20 protein-coding genes and 1 pseudogene are annotated in these 21582 nt (G+C 39.8%); 15 read left to right on the plus strand and 6 right to left on the minus strand.

The genetic code is table 11. From position 1 onward, the window contains the following. Positions 1-37 precede the first annotated feature (37 nt). From DTOX_RS01840 to DTOX_RS01860, 6 genes are all read left to right on the plus strand, one after another. Entirely contained in the window at positions 38-1558 is a 1521-nt protein-coding gene (locus tag DTOX_RS01840) for an ABC transporter substrate-binding protein (protein ID WP_015756033.1), read from the plus strand. A 39-nt stretch (positions 1559-1597) separates the two neighbouring features. After that, positions 1598-2200, plus strand: coding sequence for a flavin reductase family protein (locus tag DTOX_RS01845; RefSeq protein WP_015756034.1), 603 nt, complete (start codon positions 1598-1600; stop codon positions 2198-2200). Positions 2201-2287: 87 nt separating this feature from the next. Then, complete coding sequence (locus DTOX_RS01850) at positions 2288-3364, plus strand: methyltransferase (RefSeq protein ID WP_157862817.1); 1077 nt, start codon at positions 2288-2290, stop codon at positions 3362-3364. A gap of 420 nt (positions 3365-3784) precedes the next feature. Then, a complete protein-coding gene (locus DTOX_RS21895) occupies positions 3785-4036 on the plus strand; it encodes a nucleotidyltransferase family protein (protein ID WP_242652592.1) in 252 nt (83 codons plus the stop codon). Further along, entirely contained in the window at positions 4026-4310 is a 285-nt protein-coding gene (locus tag DTOX_RS01855) for a HepT-like ribonuclease domain-containing protein (protein ID WP_242652508.1), read from the plus strand. Before DTOX_RS21895 ends, DTOX_RS01855 begins: the two co-directional genes overlap by 11 nt. A 451-nt stretch (positions 4311-4761) precedes the next feature. Next, positions 4762-6315, plus strand: coding sequence for an ABC transporter substrate-binding protein (locus tag DTOX_RS01860; RefSeq protein ID WP_015756036.1), 1554 nt, complete (start codon positions 4762-4764; stop codon positions 6313-6315). Positions 6316-6720: 405 nt separating this feature from the next. Here DTOX_RS01860 and DTOX_RS01865 read toward each other — a convergent pair whose 3' ends face one another. After that, positions 6721-7194 carry a NifB/NifX family molybdenum-iron cluster-binding protein gene (locus tag DTOX_RS01865; RefSeq protein WP_015756037.1) on the minus strand — a complete coding sequence of 158 codons (474 nt, stop codon included), beginning with the start codon at positions 7192-7194 and terminating at the stop codon, positions 6721-6723. A gap of 1011 nt (positions 7195-8205) precedes the next feature. Between DTOX_RS01865 and nikB the strand changes: the two genes are divergently transcribed. The 5 genes from nikB (at position 8206) to msrB (ending at position 13146) form a co-directional block, all read left to right on the plus strand. Then, positions 8206-9156 (plus strand): nickel ABC transporter permease, encoded by a 951-nt coding sequence (nikB, locus tag DTOX_RS01875; protein ID WP_015756039.1) that lies wholly within the window; start codon positions 8206-8208, stop codon positions 9154-9156. After that, the gene (nikC, locus tag DTOX_RS01880) at positions 9146-10000 is read left to right on the plus strand and encodes a nickel ABC transporter permease subunit NikC (protein WP_015756040.1); all 855 of its coding nucleotides are present in this window, start codon (positions 9146-9148) and stop codon (positions 9998-10000) included. Before nikB ends, nikC begins: the two co-directional genes overlap by 11 nt. 79 nt (positions 10001-10079) lie before the next feature. Then, positions 10080-11075 (plus strand): ABC transporter ATP-binding protein, encoded by a 996-nt coding sequence (locus tag DTOX_RS01885; protein WP_015756041.1) that lies wholly within the window; start codon positions 10080-10082, stop codon positions 11073-11075. Next, positions 11072-12043, plus strand: a complete 972-nt coding sequence (locus tag DTOX_RS01890) for an ABC transporter ATP-binding protein (protein WP_015756042.1) — start codon at positions 11072-11074, stop codon at positions 12041-12043. The genes DTOX_RS01885 and DTOX_RS01890 overlap by 4 nt, the downstream gene beginning before the upstream one ends. Positions 12044-12159: 116 nt before the next feature. Then, entirely contained in the window at positions 12160-13146 is a 987-nt protein-coding gene (msrB, locus tag DTOX_RS01895) for a peptide-methionine (R)-S-oxide reductase MsrB (RefSeq protein WP_015756043.1), read from the plus strand. Positions 13147-13305: 159 nt separating this feature from the next. Here the strand turns inward: msrB and DTOX_RS21175 are convergent, their stop codons facing one another. Beyond that, positions 13306-15378 carry a jacalin-like lectin gene (locus tag DTOX_RS21175; RefSeq protein ID WP_015756044.1) on the minus strand — a complete coding sequence of 691 codons (2073 nt, stop codon included), beginning with the start codon at positions 15376-15378 and terminating at the stop codon, positions 13306-13308. Between the two features lie 372 nt (positions 15379-15750). Here DTOX_RS21175 and DTOX_RS23715 point away from each other — a divergent pair, with 372 nt between their 5' ends. From DTOX_RS23715 to DTOX_RS01915, 4 genes are all read left to right on the plus strand, one after another. Further along, positions 15751-15999 (plus strand): ABC transporter ATP-binding protein, encoded by a 249-nt coding sequence (locus DTOX_RS23715; RefSeq protein ID WP_174260357.1) that lies wholly within the window; start codon positions 15751-15753, stop codon positions 15997-15999. 505 nt (positions 16000-16504) lie between these two features. After that, positions 16505-16678: a hypothetical protein gene (locus DTOX_RS22740; protein ID WP_157862819.1), complete on the plus strand. Its 174-nt coding sequence runs from the start codon at positions 16505-16507 to the stop codon at positions 16676-16678. 409 nt (positions 16679-17087) lie between these two features. Further along, positions 17088-17645 carry an RNA polymerase sigma factor gene (locus DTOX_RS01910; protein WP_015756046.1) on the plus strand — a complete coding sequence of 186 codons (558 nt, stop codon included), beginning with the start codon at positions 17088-17090 and terminating at the stop codon, positions 17643-17645. Next, positions 17638-18681 carry a DUF4179 domain-containing protein gene (locus DTOX_RS01915; protein WP_015756047.1) on the plus strand — a complete coding sequence of 348 codons (1044 nt, stop codon included), beginning with the start codon at positions 17638-17640 and terminating at the stop codon, positions 18679-18681. The genes DTOX_RS01910 and DTOX_RS01915 overlap by 8 nt, the downstream gene beginning before the upstream one ends. Before the next feature lie 572 nt (positions 18682-19253). Here DTOX_RS01915 and DTOX_RS01920 read toward each other — a convergent pair. The 4 genes and pseudogenes from DTOX_RS01920 to DTOX_RS25535 all read right to left on the minus strand — a co-directional run bounded on the left by DTOX_RS01920 (position 19254) and on the right by DTOX_RS25535 (position 21397). After that, complete coding sequence (locus tag DTOX_RS01920) at positions 19254-19619, minus strand: hypothetical protein (protein WP_042315265.1); 366 nt, start codon at positions 19617-19619, stop codon at positions 19254-19256. Between the two features lie 115 nt (positions 19620-19734). Beyond that, entirely contained in the window at positions 19735-19890 is a 156-nt protein-coding gene (locus tag DTOX_RS22745) for a hypothetical protein (protein ID WP_157862820.1), read from the minus strand. A 456-nt stretch (positions 19891-20346) separates the two neighbouring features. Further along, positions 20347-20880 carry a hypothetical protein gene (locus DTOX_RS01925; RefSeq protein ID WP_015756048.1) on the minus strand — a complete coding sequence of 178 codons (534 nt, stop codon included), beginning with the start codon at positions 20878-20880 and terminating at the stop codon, positions 20347-20349. Next, positions 20870-21397: pseudogene (locus DTOX_RS25535) on the minus strand (accessory gene regulator B family protein). Before DTOX_RS25535 ends, DTOX_RS01925 begins: the two are co-directional and overlap by 11 nt. Positions 21398-21582: the final 185 nt, after the last annotated feature.

Raw genomic sequence — 21582 nt, forward strand, 5'->3', positions numbered from 1 at the left:
TTTAGATGATAATTTCTGTTCATTTGTTCATAACGACATGCTAATTCGTAAACTCCCGCTAGTTTTAATAATTGTTCTGCTGGCGGGATGTAACGGAAAGGAGCAGGCAGAAACGAAAGCACGGGAAATAGTAATAGGCGTTGGCCGTGATTTTTATAACGGGCCGGACAGCGGCAGTTTTCTGCATGGCAGCACCGGTGTATGGGAAAGCCTTACTTATTTGGATGAAAACCTGGAGCCTAAGCCGCAATTGGCGGAAAAGTTTGTCCCTGATGATACGGGCAAAGTATGGATAGTTTCCCTGCGACAAGGGATCAGGTTTCATGACGGTACACCGCTAAATTCTGAAGCAGTGATAAAGAGCGTAAATCGTTTGCAAAGGTCCGTCAAATTAGATGAGTATGGCACATTTCTAAGTCTGGAAAAAGTGGAGGCCGTCAGTGACAAAGAAGTTAAGTTTACTTTCAAGAAACCTGAACCTGCATTTCCGGCCAAGGCAGCTTATCATGGTTGCCCGATTTTTAGCCCGAAAAGTTTTGATGAGAGCGGAAAAATCACCAATCCTTACGGGAGCGGGCCTTTTAAGTTTAGTGAGTATAAAAAGGGAGAGTCACTGGTACTGATCCGTAACGATGATTACTGGGGCGGTAAAGCTAAATTGACAAAAGTAACTTTTAAAGTTATTCCAGATCCGGCCACACGTCTGGCTGCTTTGCAGAACGGGGAAATCCAGTCAGTGGTAGATGTAGGCGGTCTATTGCCGGAGCAAGCACCGGCAATAGAAAAAGACACCAATTTGTCTTTGCGGTCCAGACCGGTAACAACCACTCATTACCTGCTTTTCAACAATAAAAAACAACCCTTTGACGACCGGAAGTTGCGCCAGGCAGTAAGCCTGTCTTTAGATCGTCCGCAACTGGTTGAAAAGCTGCTTAACGGATACGGAGAATCTGCGGATACAATGTTTAGCCCGCTGGCCAAAACATGGGTGGTTAAGGGGTTGTGGACTACAGATGAAAACAAGGCTAAGGAAATGTCCAAGCAGATAACCGTTGGTAGATCACAAAAATTAGTATTTATCGTTAATTCATCTTTGGCAAATCGCTGGCCTTATAAGTCAATTGCGGAAATAATTCAGGCCAATCTGAAAACTCTCGGTTTTGATACAGAATTAAAAATGATGGAGAATGCTGCATGGAAAGAAGCAGTTAAGAAAGGCCAATATGATCTTACTTTATCGCCCTATACCTTGATGACAGGTGACCCGGACTTCTTTTTCAGTCAATGGCTCTACTCCAAGGGGCAGATGAACCTGCAGCGAGGTATCGGTTACAGCAATTTGGCAGCCGACAGGCTGGTGGAGGCAGCCGGTGCTGAGCTGGATATTGCCAAAAGGCAACAGTATTATCGTGAATTGCAGCAGCTAGCAGCACAGGATGTGCCGCTCAGTCCACTCTACCACGATGTATGTCTGTTCTCTAGCAATAAGAAGGTGGTTGATTTAGAAATTGATCCTTTCTTTAAGCCGAGCCTGGAAACAGCTATGATTGTTAGATAAATAAAGAGCAAATACAAATCAACAAAGAGGGGGATTAATATGATTTTAAAGCCGCGCCAAAGGGAACAGGTTTTACCGCTGCCGGTAGCTCTTATTTCTACCGTGTCACAGGAAGGTATCAGAAATATTGCTCCATGGTCTAACATCACACCGATATTGCGCCCTTTCGACGAAATTGTTATGGCTTCATGGATTAAGCGCGATACGCTGAATAATATCCGGCAGACAAAAGAATTTGTTATTAATATCCCACATGAGGAAATGGTAGAGCAAGTAATTCTCTGCTCAAAGAATTACCCCCCGGAGGTTGATGAGTTTGAGGTTGCTAATCTTGCAGCGCGATCTTCTCAGATAATAAAACCTCCCGGGATTGAGGGTTGTCTGGCCTGGATGGAGTGTACCCTGGTAGAGGAGATTAGCAGGAAGAATTATTCTCTGGTAATTGGCAAAGTTGTTCATTTAGAGGTAGATGACCGTTTCTTTAATGAAAACGGAGATATGGATTTTGAACAGGCGAAGCCACTGTCTATTATACTTGGCGATAAAGGAATGTGGTTTACCTCCTCCTTTTATGCCGGCAGATATGCTGATTATGCGGAAATGTTTTTGGGCAAGAAAGACGAAACTCCTGTATTAACCTAATCAAACAGGAGCTGCCTGTCTCTTGAGGTGTGGCTAGTTTGATTAGTGTTGTTATTATACTGATAAAATATTATTTTAAAGGAGCGAATGATAGTGACAAAAATTCCACTTGATATAGGAGATTATGCTGATATTAAACCAGTATATGATATGTTAAATAATTGTGCTGAGGGCTTCAAAAAGTACTGTATTCTCCTGACGGCAGTAGAAATCGGTATATTTGACCGGTTAGTTGTTCCGCAAACAATAAGAGATATTTCCCATGAGTTGAAGACTGATTTGAATATTATTAGTAATGTTTGTGAAGCTCTGAAAATAATGGGCTTAGTTTTTGAGAGATCGGGACTTTATGAAAATACTGAAATAAGCAATCTATTTTTGCGTACTGATTCGCCTTTAGCGCAGCATAATGTGTTAAAGAATTTGCAGTCAGGTCTTAGATTGTGGGAAAACTTACCTAAAATATTAAAGGAAGGTCCGATTACTCTGAGTGAGGAAAAGTTCTTTGCGAACAATCTTATACATTCACTGGCGGATGAAGCATTATGCGGTGAATTGCAGAGAACAGTCAGTATTATTGCAGAGTTGCCGGAATTTAAGAAAGCTAAGAGACTGCTTGATCTTGGCGGAGGTCACGGATTATATGCCATAGCATTTACTAAAATAAATCCTGATCTTGTGGCGCACGTATATGATTTTCCCGGTGTTATTGATGATACAAGAAAATATATTGAGAAATATGAAGCAGAGAGAGTGAAAGTAATTTCGGGAAATTTTTTTGCTGATGATATCGGCGAAGAATATGATGTGATCTTTTTTTCCTCTAATCCTGGCGGGAAAAACCCTCGAATTGTACCCAGAATATATGAGAGCTTGAAAAAGAATGGGCTGTTTATCAATAAGCACTGTTTTTATAGTAAGGGTGAGGGATCGAAAAACATTTTATTGGATATAGAGTGGAATCTGACGACTTTTGAAGGTGTGCAAAAAGGGAATAAGGTGTATACATTTAATGGCGATCTTTTTTACGATGAATATATAGAACTATTGGAAAAATATTTTTCAATAATTAATATTGTCGATAGTCCGGATTTTACAGGTTACCCTCTGTCAAAGATTGGGGATACACTGGATTCAAAAATTATTATTGCCAGTAGATGTTAATAATTTTTGGGAATAATAATTTTATTGCTCCAAAATGCCATGCGAAGAAATATGCTGACCTCACGAATAGGAAGCCGCTTTCAAAGCGAGAAATAACAATCTCCGCCATTGCGAACAAATGAGGTAGTATAGTGAATTTCAGAAGAATAAAGTTGCCGTTATCAATTTGTAAAAAGTATAGCTAAAAATTTATTAGTATGGTAATATAAAAAGTATCCAATATTTAGTGATTATGAGATAACTAGGCTTACATGCGGGTTAACCATTTATAGCTCTAAAATATAGTTGTAATTGTCGAATTGTAGTCGAAATTACCCTACTGTAAAAATATTACAATAGGGTAATTGTTATTTGAAAGGGGCATTTAGATATGGCAGAACATATTTATACAATTGAAGAAATACAAATATTGTCATAGATATAGCTCAACAGTATGGGGTTAAGCGGGTTTCTCTTTTTGGGTCCTATGCAAGGGGAGATGCAAGGTCGGACAGTGATATTGATCTGCATATTGACAAGGGGCTTATAAAGGGACTTTTTCAGCTTTCCGGCTTTAACTTAGATCTTGAAGAAAAGCTTAATACTCATGTCGATGTGCTGATAACCGAAAGCCTTAATGAAAAATTATTGAAACGGATTAGTGAGGAGGAAATTGTACTCTATGGACAGTAATGAAAGAAATATTGATATACTGGAGCATATTATCAAATATTGTAACGAGATATATGAAACACATTCATACTTTGGCAATTCATCTGAAGCCTTCAAAGTTAATTCTATTTACAGAAATGCGGTAGCCATGTGCATCCTGCAAATTGGTGAGCTATCAGCCCACTTGTCCGAAGATTTCAAAGAAACCTATAGTGGAGTACCATGGAGAAATATTAAAGGTATGAGGAATATAATGGCATATAAATATGGAGATATGAGTATTACGACGTTATAGGAAACTATTACTGATGATATACCGATATTGTTTGATTACTGTAACAGCGTTTTGAAACAGTTCCTCGTTCTTGAAAAACCGGTGATTGAAGTTAAGGATGAGTGAGAAATTAAATGAAATACTGTTGAAGACAAGGAAGGAATTTCGCAAATTATGGAGAATATATTTTTTAACAACGACAAGAAGTCGTGAGCAAGGTATTTGAAGGAAAATATGATTTGTCAAAGCTTAATAAGTATATTTTTTACCACGAAGGTATGACCTGTAAAAAGGGTTTCTTTCGTGGTTTTTAATTTCTGTGCTTAACTAATATAAAGGCTACCGTTACGAAAGGAGAGGTGAAATCAGAGCAGTTCACTTTCATTATGCTCGGCGACAAAGAAATGTGGCTAACTTTATTTTTTTAGAAGATGATTGCCGGTAATAAGTTGCTTAAGAAGGAGTGAGGTAAGTGTTAGGAAAAAAAGTTATGTGTGTCATACTAAGTTGTATTACTATGCTATTTGTTTTAGCCGGCTGTGGGCAGACTGAAAGTCAAAAAGTCAGTAAAACCGGTTCTGCGAATCAGGAATTGGTGGTGGCTGTCTCCAGTGATGTAATGAATTGGGATTTGGAAAAGTTTCCCGACGGTGATGCCAGGTTTGTCTGGTCTCAAATTTATGAGACTTTAGTGCGTCTGAGCACTGATTTAAAAGAACAGCCTGGTTTGGCTGTATCTTGGGAGCCTGCTGCAGGTGGTTCGGAATGGATATTTCACCTGCGAAAAAATGTGAAGTTCAGCGATGGGTCTCCGTTTAATGCTCAGGCTGTAGTATATTCCTACAGCCAGCGGGCGGACGTTATGAAGCGCAAGTTGCTTCCGCTAAAAAGTATTGAAGTCATTGATGATTATACCGTTAAATTTATTTGCACAAAACCTACTCCGTTACCGTCATATTTGACACATGTGGCCTGGCCTGTTATGAGTCCCAGTAGTTTGGATGATAAAGGAACTTTTAAAGGTCCGGTAGGAAGCGGTCCATATAAGTTGGATAAGCACGTAAAGGATCAGGAAATTGTTATGGTGCGCAACGCAAATTATTGGGGTACACCTGGTACATTGGACAGGGTGGTGTTCAAAGTTATACCTGATGTCGCCACACGGTTAATGGCACTGCAGTCAGGGCAGGTTGATATGGCTCTTAAATTAAATGAAATAGATGCAAAACGCTTATCCGCTGAGCCGGGAGTGAAAATTCACAAAAGGCTGTCAACTTTTACTGATTTTATGCAGTTCAATACCATCAAAGGTCCTTTTGAAGATGTTAATGTTCGCCGTGCTGTTGCACTATCTGTGAACAGTGAAAAAATCGTTCAGGAATTGCTCGGCGGTATTGGCGTAGCAGCTAAAGGCAGACCTCTCTCTCCGGTAATGCAGTACAGTAATTCTGATCTGAAAATAGTTCCCGATCTTGAAAAAGCCAAGAAGTTATTGGCTGAAGCAGGCTGGAAAGACGGTAACGGAGACGGGGTTGTTGAGAAAAACGGGAAACCCTTGCAGGTTAGTATGCTGCTGGCTCCCTGGAGTCCCAGGCAAAAAATAGAAGCAGAGGCAGTTCAGGGGCAATTGAAAGAGGCAGGGATTGATTTGAAAATACAAATCATGGAATCAGGTGCCATTACTGCAGCAGAAAAGGCCGGTAATTTTGATATATTATTGCGTAGCGGTTACTATACTTGGGGCGATTACCCGCATCATTTGAGATTGCACACTTCTAAAGATTTGTCGAGTCACTATAATAATCAAGAATATGACCAACTGGTAGCACAGGCTGAAGCGGAACAGGATGAAAACCTCAAGAAAGATTTGTATAATAAGCTGCAGAAAATGATTGTGGAACAAGTCCCGGCTGTATACACTATTCATGAGGAGAAAGTAGTAGCTACTCGTGACTGGGTGAAAAATTATCAGATTACCGCTGAAGATCCTTGGCTTAACTTGGCCGGAATTAAGGTGGAAAAATAGAGCCTAAATATCAGCTTGAAATGTTCAGTAATAATGCATTTATGTGGATTAAGATATTGTCTTGTAACTTGGTAAACTGGTTTAGACTAGCTATTGCCTGATGGGGTGTACAAATACGAAATACCCAATACCGGAAGGTGTATTCTTAACGTACCTGGCTGTGGTCGGCAATTAAGGTTATCGGTACACATAAAACTAGCTGCCAACGCGTGGTTAGAGAATATTATGGTGCAGTAAAAGCTAATTTACGGAGTTTCTTCAGAAGCGAGGTTGGTTGCTTACAAATTCTGCTTAAACAGACCTGACCGGAAAGCAACAAAAAGAAGATTACTTTCCGGTCATATAATTGACATGATAAATTAAAAACAGATCGGTACTACTCCGCACTAATTAACCAAAGATCCGCTATCCTTGTTCGGATTCTTTTACTTCTTCTTTGATATTTTCAGTTATCTGAGCGGATGTGGATGCAGCCTCGCTGCATTTGCTGCAATTTTTAGAATTACATTCTCCTCCGGAATGCGACTCTTCGGTTGGACCACTCAAAGGCGGACTTAAGCGCTCTTCTTGGACTGCCCTTGTAATGTCTTCTACCATTAGTCGCAACCCAGGGTAAATGTTTACGCCATTTTCCTGAAAAGTTCTAAAGGGTCTTGGGCCAATGAGCTGGGTTACTACCGCCTTGATGCCATGTTCCAGAAGCAGTCTGGCCGCCATTTCCCCACGACCGGCAGAAAGATTGTGAGCAACATTTTCGACCACCTCAGTCTCTCCTGTAGAAAGATTATAAATTACGAAATGACTTGCGGCACCGAAATGAGGAGAATACATGGCTTCAGCATCGTTTCCAAATGCCGAAATAGCTACTTTACCTTCCACAATAAAACCTCCTTTTAAATAATAAATTTACGATTTAAATTGGTTTAGCAAGTTGGTTTCTCTTCACCTCCTGTATTAGCAAATATAACTACAACACATAATATCTCGACTGCCCACAACAATTTTAATTACAGCAAGCCTTATCACTTAGATTTTGGATATCCTGACAACGTAAATAATGAAAGATTACATATGATAATGATATTCATTATCATATGTATGGCAAAAAAAATTGTTGGGATGGTCAGGTACAATGGTAATATTGTCAATAAGTTTTCAAGAAATAGAATGATTTTCATTATCATTTTAATTTATCCAACTCAATCTGTCAACTAATTTGTTATAAAATATTTGAGTCTTTGACACTTTGAAAACAAACAGTCACATGAGTAGTTCAGTGTCTATTTTCATCGGTAATATATAAAAGAAAATACCTTAGTCGGCCCACAAGTAGAAGAAAAAATTAGTTTGGAAGTGTTACGTTATTATTATGAGGAAGATGTTAAAGTAGCTGGTATATCTGAGCCAAGCCCTTGGATAAGTATCGTTACATTTAATGATTATTGGAGAAATTTATGTACCGTTCATGGCTATTACTAATTATTCTTGTGTGGAATTTTTTGAAATCCCATAGATTTAAAGGTAGGTTATAATGTGGAAATTAATTAATAAAAAAATTATCTTTTTGTTTATCATCATAGTAATCATTCTATTACAGTTTTCTGTTATACAAAAAGCGGTAGCGAGATTATCTACAACACTTTACGTATGTATCAAGTATAGTGATAGAGATATTCAATATCAATATATTGAATATGTACCTCAATTTGGAGATTATTTTGTTGCATATGAAGATAAAAACGGAGAGAGCATTAGTTTTATGGTTACACCAAAAATCTTTCCAATTCTTATATTATACGATCCTCTTAATCGACCAATGTAGAGGAATATCTGAAATAAATGGGAAAGTAGAGGTTGAAAATTTGCTGTGGTTCTTGCTAGAGGTTTGAAATGATACTATATTTATTAAAACGTTTATTTTACCTTATACCGGTAATGTTTGGTGTCTCTATTATAACTTTTGCTTTGATTAATCTTGCACCGGGAGATCCTGCAGAAATCCTTTTGCGGAGCAGCGGAGTGGAACCGACACTCGAAGCGGTTGAGGCAATGAGAGAAGAATTTGGCCTGAATAATAGTGTTTATATGCAGTATTTTCATTGGTTGGTTAAAGTGCTGCAGCTTGATTTGGGCAATTCCTTTCGTACGGGTCAACCTGTGGCGCTGGAAGTGTTAAGCCGTTTTCCGGCAACTCTTGAGTTAACTCTGGCCGCTTTGTTTTTCATGCTTTTATTGGCGGTACCTAGCGGGATCTGTGCTGCTTTATATAAAAACGCCTGGATAGATCATTTTAGTCGCTTGGTAGCCTTATTCGGTGCATCTATGCCTGCGTTTTGGCTGGGTTTGTTGTTGATCTATATTCTGGCGGTTAAACTGCACCTTTTTCCTGTAATGGGGCGGGGTGGGTGGAGTCATCTGGTGCTGCCGTCTGCAACTCTTGGGTTTGGTCTGGCGGCCACTTATACCCGTCTGTTGAGGAGCAGTATGTTGGATGTTCTGGGGCAGGATTTTATTAAGGTGGCTCGAGCCAAGGGGCTGCAAGAGAAGCTGATCATTTCACGGCATGCCATGAGAAATGCCCTCTTACCTGTGGTAACTGTTTTTGGCATGAGTTTTGGGCATCTGTTGGGAGGCACGGCCATTGTGGAAACAATTTTCGCCTGGCCGGGAGTCGGAAGATTATGTGTAGACTCTATTTTTAATCGTGACTATCCGGTGATTCAGGCCTATGTGCTGTTGATGGCCTTAGTGTTTGTTTTGGTTAACCTAATAGTAGATATATCTTATGTTTTTCTGGATCCACGGATTCGTTTGGGAAAGGGAGACCGGTATGAGCGGTAAAGGTTTGTTGGGAGCGACTCTGGCAAGGCTTCTTAAAGATAGGCTTGCTTTAATTGGGTTAGGCATAATCATGCTCGTTTTTTTTACAGGGGTATTTGCGCCTTTTATAACGCCACATGATCCGGATGAAGTTAAACTCGAACAAATATTATTGCCTGTTACTGCCGATTATCCTTTAGGTACCGATCATTTGGGCCGCTGCGTACTTTCCCGCTTAATATTTGGAACCAGAGTGTCAGTCAGCACGTCACTGCTGGTTTTAATAACAATTATGCTAATCGGTATTCCTATAGGAACGCTTTCAGGATACTACGGGGGAAGAATAGATAATTTTATCATGCGTATTATTGATGTGCTGCTGGCTTTTCCCGGCCTTATTTTGACTCTGGTTATTGCCGGTATGTTGGGGCCAAACCTTATCAATGTGATGATTGCTTTATCTGCGGTATGGTGGGTAGGTTATGCACGGGTTGTCAGAGGTATGGTTTTGTCGATAAAAGAAAAAGAATATGTTTTGGGTGCCAGAGCAGCCGGTACATCAAATATAAATATTTTAGTCCGTCACATTATACCCAATGTATTATCTCCTGTGATAGTAATGGCCACTTTGGATATGGGGAAGCTGATTTTAGCCATTTCCAGTCTGTCTTTTCTGGGTTTAGGGGCTCAACCGCCCACGCCTGAGTGGGGGGCTATGCTTAATGACGGAAAGAATTATATGCAGGTGGCACCGAATTTAATGCTTTTTCCCGGGATAGCAATAATGGTGTTGGTACTGGCTTTCAATCTCTTGGGAGATGGTCTGCGAGACGCTTTTGATCCCAGAAGTTCGACTGAAAGGTAGAAATCTGCTTAATTATTTTAGTCCAGCATTTTATGCAGTTTATTTTTTAGTTTATTATACTGTATTGGGGAGTAAATTTATGTTAAACAATGCTGTTTTTCAAGTTAATGATTTGAAAACATATTTTTATACCGGCTCAGGAGTGGTAAAGGCTGTTAACGGGGTCAGTTTTCAGGTTCAGGCAGGTAAAACACTCTGTATTGTTGGGGAAAGCGGTTGCGGAAAAAGCATCACTTTATTATCTCTGTTGGGTTTGATTGAAGTTCCGGGAAAGATTATCAGCGGGGAAGTCTATTTAAATGATCGGGACATATTAAAACTTTCTTCGCAAGAACTGCGTAAAATCAGGGGCAAAGAGATTTCTTTAATTTTTCAGGATCCCATGACTTCATTGAACCCGGTGCTAAAAATAGGTTGTCAGCTTACTGAAACAATTCTTGCCCATGAGAACTGTTCTAAAAAGGAAGCCAGAGACAGATCAGTAAGTATGCTTAAAAAGGTTGGGCTGCCTGACCCGGAAAAAATCATGAAAAGATTCTCTTTTCAACTGAGCGGGGGAATGAGGCAGAGAGTTATGATTGCACAAGCACTGTCTTTGTTTCCTGAAGTTTTGATTGCCGATGAACCCACCACCGCTTTAGATGTAACGGTACAGGCGCAAATCTTATGGGAGCTTAAAAAAATACAGAAAGAATTTAATACGGCTTTGATTCTTGTAACCCATAATTTGGGGGTTGTAGCGGAACTGGCTGATGAAGTGGCGGTAATGTATGCCGGTTCAATTGTAGAATACGGGCCTGTACTGAATATATTTGAAACCCCGCTGCATCCCTATACACAAGCTTTGCTGAATTCAATGCCTAAATTTGGTTATTATCATGATTTGCCGGTGCCGATTCAGGGACAACCGCCAAATTTGCTTAATCTGCCGGAACAATGTGCCTTTGCACCGCGCTGCTCGTATGTTGATAATGTTTGTCTGGGTCATAAACCCGGCTTAACGACAATTAATCCGGGACACAAAGCGGCTTGTCATAAGCTGAAAAAACCTTTCAAGGAAGGTTCTGTAGCATGATTCTTTTGAAAGTTGCTAATTTGAAAAAGAAATACAATACAAGTTTCGGACATTTTTCCGCGGCAAAGGAAATTGTGTATGCTGTAGAGGATATATCGTTTTCCCTGCGGCAGGGGGAAACTCTGGCTTTAGCCGGGGAGAGCGGGTGTGGGAAAAGTACCCTGGCCCGGTTGATTTTGAGACTGGAGGAACCGACCGGGGGGAAAATAATATTTGCAGGTGAGGATATTACAAATCTTTCAGGGAAAAAGCTGCGGCATATAAGAAAAAATATGCAGATTGTTTTCCAAGATTCCAGTTCATCTCTGAATCAGTTGCAAACTGTTGGGGCAAGTATTGAAGAACCTCTGAATAATTTCCAAATCAGGACCCCCAAAGATCGTAAACAAAGAGTAGAAGAGTTAATGGAAATGGTAGGTATTGATCGTGGGTATATCAACAAGTACCCACATCAACTAAGCGGCGGACAACGCCAGAGAGTCAGCCTGGCCAGGGCCCTGGCTATTACGCCACGGTTATTGGTGCTTGATGAACCTGTTTCCAGTCTGGATGTTTCTATTCAGGCTCAAATATTAAATTTATTAGAAAACTTAAAAAAAGAATATAATTTGACTTATTTGTTTATCTCTCATGATTTGGCAGTGATCAGTCAAATTAGTGATCGGATAGCTATAATGTATTTGGGCAGTATTATAGAGATAATCCGTTGTGAGGATTTGTTAGCAGAAGCCGTTCATCCCTATACGACAGATCTTCTGGCTTCTGTTCCTGTGCCGGACCCCCGGCAAAGGAAAGACAGGCGGAAAACTCTAATGGGCGAACCTCCAAATCCTCTTAACCCGCCCGCCGGTTGTCGTTTTCATCCCCGGTGCAGGTTGGCCTGGCAAGTATGCCGGCAGGAGAAACCTACCTTGCGGCTAATTGAAAATGAACACATGGTTGCCTGTCATTTATACGGGAACAGGTAGAAAAATTATATTAAATTATTGAAGGGGTGATTATGTGGCACGGTAATTGTTTTTAGATCCTCCAATGTTCTTCTTAATCTTTATTAATCTAATGACAAATTCTGGAGAGTGATGGAATGAAAGACAGTATCGATCTTGGACGTGATGAATTCGCTACCTTTGCAGGAGGGTGCTTCTGGTGCATGGTGCGAGCGTTTCAAGAGACAGCAGGTGTTGCTGATGTGATATCCGGTTATACCGGTGGTTGTAAGGAAAATCCCACCTATGAAGAGGTTTGTACCCATACTACCGGTCACTACGAGGCGGTGCAGGTTCGTTTCAATCCGGTTGTCGTGAGCTATGAGAAACTGCTTGAGGTATTCTGGAGACAAATTGATCCAACTGATCCAGGCGGTCAGTTTTTTGACCGTGGGTCTCCATATCAAACGGCGATTTTTTATCATAACGAAGAGCAAAAACAACAAGCAGAATCATCTAAAAAGGCTCTTATTGAAAGTAATCGGTTCGACAAACCTGTAGTAACGCTTATACTTCCGGCGGCAACCTTTTTCCCGGCTGAGGAATACCACCAGGATTACCATCAGAAGAACCCTCTTCACTACAACCAGTATCGCCGGAGTTCGGGCCGTGATGCGTTTATTGAGAAATACTGGGAGGATAAAAGGAGTAAGGATAAAGAGCCGCTTAAGCAGAGGCTCACTAAGCTACAGTATGAAGTCACCCAAAATAATGCCACGGAGCCTCCATTTAGAAATGAATATTGGGATAATCAACGCGAAGGCATTTATGTGGATATTGTATCAGGCGAGCCGCTTTTCAGTTCCATTGACAAATTTAATTCCGGTTGCGGCTGGCCAAGCTTTGCCAAACCGCTTAACGCTAAAAATATTAAGGAGGAAATAGACCTAAGTCATGGCATGAAGCGCACGGAGGTTCGCAGCCAGGCGGTAGACTCACATCTAGGCCATGTTTTCCAGGACGGACCAACTCCAACCGGTTTACGTTATTGCATCAATTCCGCCGCCTTGCGGTTTATTCCGAAGGAAAATCTGCTAAAGGAGGGATATGACGAGTACCTTAGCCTATTTAATTTTGAACGTTGAGGCTAATTATTGAGATAGACAACCCTAGCCATTTCTTGGATTACTTTTAACAGGATATTGACATTTGCAGCTAAACAATACACTGCCGATAAGGCTGCTATTCAGAATTTTCAGGTAATGCAGTAAGCCCCTCCTGTGTGGTTGGGCTTACTGCATAATTTAATTTCTAATGTGTGTATTATAATTTTTTTCAAAGAAAAATGGGTTTATAAGATAATATCTTTCCCCGGAAGGATAGCCAAACAAAGCTTCATAATCTTTCGGACTTAAAATTTTTTCTATCTTATCCTGAAGTGCAAGAGCAAAAGAGTTTATTTGTGATAATGCTTTTACTCCGTTCGAGATATATTCGTTACTTGAAACTAAATCGCCAATACTTTGCAAATCATTGGTGTTAGCTGCATGAGAAAGAGCAGCTGAAAATGCCATTTCCTCATCAGTTGGTCGTAAAAGCTGATCTATAACATCTCTAATATCACGAATAACAGATTCACTTACGGGTTTTAACATTTTGGAATTGCGATAATTCAACATTATTTCTACTTCTTCTAAATGAAAACTATGATGCATAATTACTGAATCTCTGGCGGAAGTTGGCGGAGAATATTTATCATTAAGTTGAAATAACTGACTTAACAATTTATTTTCCGCAAAAATTGGTGGTGTTATTCCGCTATCCTTACAGCGCTGGATGAATTCCCCTCTCGGATCTTTCGTAACATTATCTGCTATCAAAATAATTTGTGCAATTATTAGGAATAAATTTTCGTTAGGGTACTTGTCTTTAACCATTTTATATAAAACTCCGATGAATGCATAATAATTGGCATATCTCCAATACGTCCCATAAACATCAAAAAACCACCAACTTAAATTATAACCAGCTGCACCATCCACTGTTATTCCTGAAGGCAGTAAGACACGGTTGGCTATTTGGTGACATACTCCAATTAATCCGTAGGTGATACCGGCATGAAACATAGTTATACCAGTATTGGTTGGTTTACCGTTAATAATAAGAACTAAGTTATGCTCTCGACCAGCCATAAGTGCTGCTTTAGACATATCCCCTTTACCTTTTTCAAGAAGTTTGCCTTTACAACCCGGCGGCGGTAGATAATCATAGTCATTTGTATTTGGATTGTATGTCCAACGATTTGGATTACAATAATAATTAGGATCATTGCCACCTAAACCGCGCCAGCAACTCTTGTCAGACCCTGTTACCCAGGTATGGTCTCCTTTGATAGGAATTGGTCCGGGAATGGTCGTAGGCGCGATCCAAACCGACATCCTGTAATACTCAAGCTTCACGGGTACACCCGAGAGAACGCCTATTTTGTCTATCGAACACCCAGCACGGCCAAAGAAACCGACTGTGTTAGCCTTTATTTCAAAAGGGTCAATTCCGTCATTACTACCAATTATATCGCTGACCCTATTTTTATTTGTTTGTAATTGGAGGCTGCGTACACCCTTTTTATCTTTAGATAATGATCCTTTGACAGTTGTAACTACCTCATCATTATCCAGGAGAAATATATAGTAATTATCGCCCCACCGACCGGAATGTTCTTCACCAACATACATCTTACCATTTTGATTTCTGCATTTACATCTGATATCATTTAAATCATTTCCATATTTAAATTCTATTTCTTTAAGGTGTGTAGGAACATCAGTGGGGGGGTTATCTGTAAACGGATTACCTCCATCTCCACCATATTCATGACTTTTTACAAAATCAGTAAAATACAAATATTCACTTTTGTCAACCCGAGAGTAGAAACCTATATTATCAATTCCATAACCACATCTTCCATAAAAGCCAGCTAGTCTTAGCCCATCAATTGTAAAATTATTGCCATCCGTGGCCCCTCCATAATATTTCTTTTTTTTCGGGAATAAATTTCCTTTATTTGTTGTAAATCTTATTCTATTAAGAAGTGGCCGCCACCCTGTACCAATCGTGCCTTCGATTTTACAAATGTATTCATCAGGATCTAATATTACTATCTCTTCATTTAAGCCTCCCCATTGCCCTCCACGCCTTGGTTCACTATGCTGCTTACCTTGGATATCTTTCCATGTACACTCTATTCCATGAACATTATTATCATCATCCGTGATCTTAATTTCCCTGAGTATATAATTATTCATAATATCAGTAGGGTCGGAAAATTCACCCCCGCCTGAGGTACCGAAGCTTTTTATCTTCTCGACTGTAAACATAAGAACCCTCCGTTTCTTTTAAATATAAAGGATACAACACTCCCTTGCGGTGCTGTATTAATTTAGTAATTCTATAATACTTCACAATGTTTTAATATCCTCTGTGTATTTCTAAATCTGTAAAATAAATTTTAACGCTAGTCCACTTTGCCGAGGGGACTGATTGGAAATTTAACCGTGAAGCCCCGATGCTAGGCTAAGATTTAATGTTGTTTCCCGGTATAGTGATAATGTTGCCGTTACTTGCCGTTAATCTCTTAGGAAATGGTTTGCGAAAAAAGCGTCACTTCATTATCCCTGTTGGGTTTGATTGAAGCTCCGATAAAGATAGTCAGCGGGGAAGTCTATGTAAATGGTCGGGATGTATTAAAATTGCCATCCCAAGAACTGCGCAAAATCAGAGGCAAGGAAATTTCTTTGATCTTTCAGGATCCCATGACCTCATTGAATCCGGTGCTAAAAATAGGTTGTCAGCTTATTGAGACAATTCTTGCCCATGAAGATTGCTCTAAAAAGGAAGCCGGAGACAACTCAATCAGTTTGTTTGGGAGGGTGGCCCTGCCCAACCTGGAAAAAATAATGAAAAGGTACTCTTTTCAACTGAGTGGAGGGATGAAGTAAAGAGTAATGATTGCGCAAGCGCTGTCTTTGTCTCCTGGAGTTTTGATTGCCGACGAACCCAGCACTGATTCAACCCACGGCCAGAGTAAATAGTATGTGATAAGAGGCAGGAAAAACTGTTAGCAGGCTTGCTGATTTATTCAGGAAAGAAGTGTAGGATGAATTCTTTCGGAGCAGACCCCAGCAAAAGATCTAAGAAAGAAATCTAGCCATAACATTTTGTATCATGCTGGTTCTACCTCTTTGCCTAATCAACTGTCAGTATTTAATAAGTGTCTTGCTCTCATGAATGAGAGTGAGTAATTGGAATTATTTTACCAGGGACAGACACCGGTAAGAATTTAGAAAAAACGTTTTTTCTCTTTCCAAACTTTTTCAAGCAAAGCCAGGAAAAACAAGCGGAAGCGCCGGCGACTAATTTTCCTGCGGATGAGGACGGGGAAGTTTATGATTTAGAGCCTTAACAGGTGCAGCAGAACAATGATGGGAAAGGAGGCGTCCTGATTTGGAAGAATCGGCAAGATTGCAGATTATCCACGAAGCCGTCGTGTCCATGGTAACAAGGACGCCGGATGCATGGGCGGAATGCCTGCGCTTTGCGTCGCGGCTTTACAAATACCCTTTTGACAACGCGCTGCTCCGATCAGCAAGAACAAATATTGAAAGCGCTTGGATGTGAATCTATTGTAGACGTAAAGTATGTTAAAAACATTTTACAAAAGGCCGAGAATTGGCTGTAGTAGCGAATGCATTTTCTTAAGAGTACCTCAGCTCCCTTGCTACGCCTGCATTTGGAAAATTCTTGCGTCAAACTAAAGATTAAATGAAAATAATCCGTCCTGGCACCGTACCCGGCTTTCCAAGGAAACAACGCTGCTGCTTATTGGATATTCAAAAGTCTTTCCATAATCATCATCGGCAGAAGGCTTGCAGCCAGTTCATTAGATCAATTCTCATTCCAGACCGGCACATTCTGACTTAGAAATTCCGTATAAACCGATTCTAATGCTTTTCTCTGAAAAAAAATAAATTCAATCCTACGATTTCTTCATTTCTAACGTCTATACTTATAGAAAGGAGTGAATCAGGTGGATATACCGGAGGAAATTATTGAACGTGTATACCTTAAAGATGAGCGAGCGTACGAGGAATTATTCCGGCTTAGCTGGGATCAAGCTGTTCGAATCTGCTGGCTGATTCTAAGGCACCAACAAGATGCTGAGGAGGTCGCTCAAGATGCGTTTCTTAAACTCTATGTACACCGACAACACCTACAAGATGTGCGTGCATTCCGTAGTTGGTTCTACCGAATTTTAGTAAACACAGCATTGGACAAAGTGCGCAAGCGGAAGGCTGTTATAAACATTGACGAAATTCACCTTTCTAGCCCAAGTAACGATATCCTGCAGGCTGAACGCCGCATGCTCATCGACGGGGCTATGAGACATCTATCATATGGTGAGAGAACCGCCGTCGTCCTCGTACATTTCATTGGTTGCACGGAGGCCGAGGCTGCCGAGGCCGCCGGATGGAAACTGGGCAAGCTCAAATATCGCCTGAATCGTGCACGACGTGTTCTCGCTCAGGAGATTAATGAGGAAGTAAAAGATATGGTTAACACCAAAGGAGGCGTTCAGTATGTCTGACATATTTCACAAGGCATTAATGGAAGATGCTGCACGCATTAACGTATCCAAAATGACATGGGCACAAGTAAAACGAGGCCATAGTCGCGCACACGGAAAGGCTGACTGGAAACGTTGGCTGCCCGTCTACGCAGTCAGTGCCGCAATATTAGTAATCGTGGCGATTGGCGTTTCAGGATTCGTTTCACCTGTAATGGCCAAGGCATTGCAAAAAATACCAATCATTGGTGAGTTATACTCGTTTACTTATATTTCGAAACTCAACCAGTATGCGTCGGATGCAAATCCGTCGGCAACTGACCAGGGAATTACCGTGTCTGCGCCAAAAGCCTATTATGATGGCAAGCAGGTGAAATTAATCTATGCTATTCAGGTACCGGAAGGGTACGAACCGATTGATGTTACACAAATTAACCTTACTGTGACAAAGATTCTATTGAACGGTAAACCGCTTCCTATTGATAGTGCCGAGGGGGGGGATTCTTTGGTATCACCAAATATGTATCGTGGTGATGTTGGTTGGTACCTGTCATCTGATCAGGTGTCGCGAAGCGGCATGCTGACGATTCCTATTCGTCAGGTGGGTACAATAAAAGGAAATTGGACACTATATGTTCCAGTTTCTAGTGTAGCGATAGATAATGCCATTGAAACAGTGTTTCCAAAGGATGCAAGCAGTACCTATGAGGGAATCACAATCACTGTCAACAAGGTATCTAAAGGACCGGTATACACAACTATCTCAATGCAAGTACGCCAGCCACTACAGATGAATAGCAGACTTCCGTTTTATATGCCTTTAAACGGCATGGTTCTGATCGTTTTAACACCAAGCCGCCAGGATCTTGCCGGAGAGTACATTGGCGCGCTACAACCTTCCAAAAAATTTGGAAATGAAGAAGTTTGGGACGACGTAACAATGCAATGTATTACCCCGTCAGATGATGTAAAGTCCATTATTGTTGAACCTGTTTTGCTTGGCTTAGAAAGATCTCAAAATATACCACAACTTGACGTTATTGTTCCACTTAATTGAATATCCCTAAAATAACGCGTCCAACAATATCTAGATTAATTGGTGACCACAAGGACTGTCTCGATATAATGTATGTTTAATGTATGTGATCAATGCTCTCGAATGTTTTTTGAGTGACGGAAACGGCCCGTCCACTGTAGGTGAGCAGGCCGCTTCTTGTGTTATATCACACCAATTTAACCATGATATGTATACAACATGTAGATAGTGCCGGACCAAGATGTTCCAGACTGAGTATTAACAACGTATATTCTAAAGTTTCCATCAATCAAATCCGTAAGAGTAGTAGACGGGTTGCTCGAAGTCACAATATGAACGGCAGTATAGTTGCCAGTATTCACGTTATACAATTGTACAGCAAATGACCATCCGGAGCCACTCATGCTTTCAAATTGTACCACAGCTGAGGTGCCTCCAGTCACAGCAAGCGAACCACTAGTAGAACGATTCCTAAGTATTATGTAATAATTTAATCTCTCACAAACCCCATTGTTTAAAGAACATTTATATATGCTAATTAGGAATCGTTCTACTAGGTAAGCCGGTGATCCATTGTTGAAGTTGACTTTTTATTAAGTTTGTGACTTTCCTATTGGTATTTTTATAACATCATTTGTCAACTTTAATAATTGCTGGAGAGCAATAACCCAATCCAGATCCTTAATTTTGTCGCAGAGCTTATAGAAAAGCCCCCCAAAAATTCGATCGTCAGTACTACACCGCTGTTGCCATGAAAGCATAATGTACCGAGTGAATACAATTGTTGTATGACTGATCATTAAATCATAAGAAATGGATTGGAATTCTTTTTGAAGTCGTAAGAGGCTCTTGGTACATTTAAAAAAGACTTGTCGGGTAAAGGACTGGCGCGGTATCAGTTCTGACCCGTTTCCAGCCCCTCCCCATAAGAACTGCTCATGAGCTTTTCCCTCAAGCATTTACCCCCCCCGTAATTGGAATTATTTTACTAGGGACAGACCTCGGTAAGAATTTGGAGAGAATGTTTTTTCTCTTTCCAAATTCTTACGAGCAAAGTTCAAGTATTTGTAAAAGCTAAAATATACACTTATACAAAAAAAATAATGCAGAAACCCCACCAAGAATAATAAGAATTAAAATCTTTTCTCTTTTAGGAATTGGAGTAATTGCAAAGTACAGATCAGCGGAAACTAAAATAATCGCTATTGTTATAGCAAGTGTTTTTGTCAAAGTTCTCCCCCCATACTTAAACGTACCATTTTCATGAATGTTTCTGCTCGTTTTTTACTTACAGTCCATATTTTATCTTGCCTTCAACAGACATTAATTTATCTGCTCCCATTTCAAGTATCTTCGCTGGAAAGGTAAATTTCTTCAGCACTATCAGTAACGCTTTGCCTTCCTACCCAATCGCCGAATACTTTGTAAATTCGAGAAAATATATACTAATCCACAGCTGTATACGGCTCCGGATTGTATTAAGCTGTTTTACAATTTATCATCGTATTTCCATGGTTGTTTTTAAGTATATACGAGTCCATATACCTGCCGTCTTTTACCAACATTGTATTGGTCTTCGGATCCCTACGGTCATATTCTGTGGAATTATTTTACTAAGGACAGGCTCCGGTAAGAATTTGGAGAGAATGTTTTTTCTCTTTCCAAATTTTTTCGAGCATTGACATGTTAATTAGGAATCGTTCTACTAGTTAAAGCTATTAGAATCACCACAGCTAATAATATTAATGTTAATTCTAGCCATATTGTTGAATCCCCACTTAACTTTCTTTTTATTATTATTAAATCATTTTTATAATTAAGATTATTAATTAATGCTACCGTTATTATCAGCGTTGGCAGAGGGAAATAATTGCCTAGTAAAAACTGTTCTAACTCATTTTTGAAAAGAGGAACATTAAAATATCCTAATATTATAGAAATAATTCCTACAAATATTCCTTTGAATGCTTTTGTATGGAGAATATATTTTTTGATAATATCTATTTTCTCATTTGAGTTTTTTAGCTTGTTAGGCAATGAATCACATACTCTTCTAAAGCTTTTTTCGTTAACATAATTTTTTGAAAGATAGTATATTGTTCTAATAAATAATATTAAGCCAGTGGTTATTAGAACTACGCGCGGTGTTAAATAAAAAATAACTACTGTATAAGACAATAAAATAATTACATCCCTTAAAAAAATTAAATTAATAACCATTGTCCCCTCCCTCAACTATACAATCTAAACAGTGAAATAACTTATTACCAACCGGTGTCACAGTTATTGATTGCCACAACAAGCCATAGGCTGATGCTTGAATTAAAGATAATTCATTTTCTAATATTTGAACAACTATGTACCAAATAATCGGAAAAAAGATGGAGCTCACACGTAATATATAAAAGCGGGTGGAGCTCCCATTGAATCCAATAATTGTGTTATTAGGAGCAAACTGGTACATCGCAATCACTGAAAATATCCCGGCTAATTGCAACCAAATGCCATTACTCATCGTCCATAATGAAAAATATTTAGCCATGAAACTAAATATAAATGTTATATCATACTAACGGAATAGCATCGCCAATACGTCTTGCTATGTTAGCAAGAAAGCTATCGCTTCGGGAAAGATGCCTAATATCCAAGAGCCAAGGAGCAAGCTAAGAATTTTAACTAATGAACATATAATATACTCCAGTCCATAGACTAAAACATTTTTCTTCTCTAACAACAAGGCTTTGAGGAATAGAAATGAGTATCAATGTTATGATTAATTCATTTATTGACATAAAATACTGGTTCGCCTCCTCCATTCCTGCATAATTTCCCAAAAGGATAGTTTTGAACCCTAAAAGGATAGGTAGTTGAATAGCTACGATATCCTGTACTGATAACTGTACTTTTATTCTACGGTTTTCC

This window comes from Desulfofarcimen acetoxidans DSM 771, from assembly GCF_000024205.1.
GTDB lineage: Bacteria > Bacillota > Desulfotomaculia > Desulfotomaculales > Desulfofarciminaceae > Desulfofarcimen > Desulfofarcimen acetoxidans.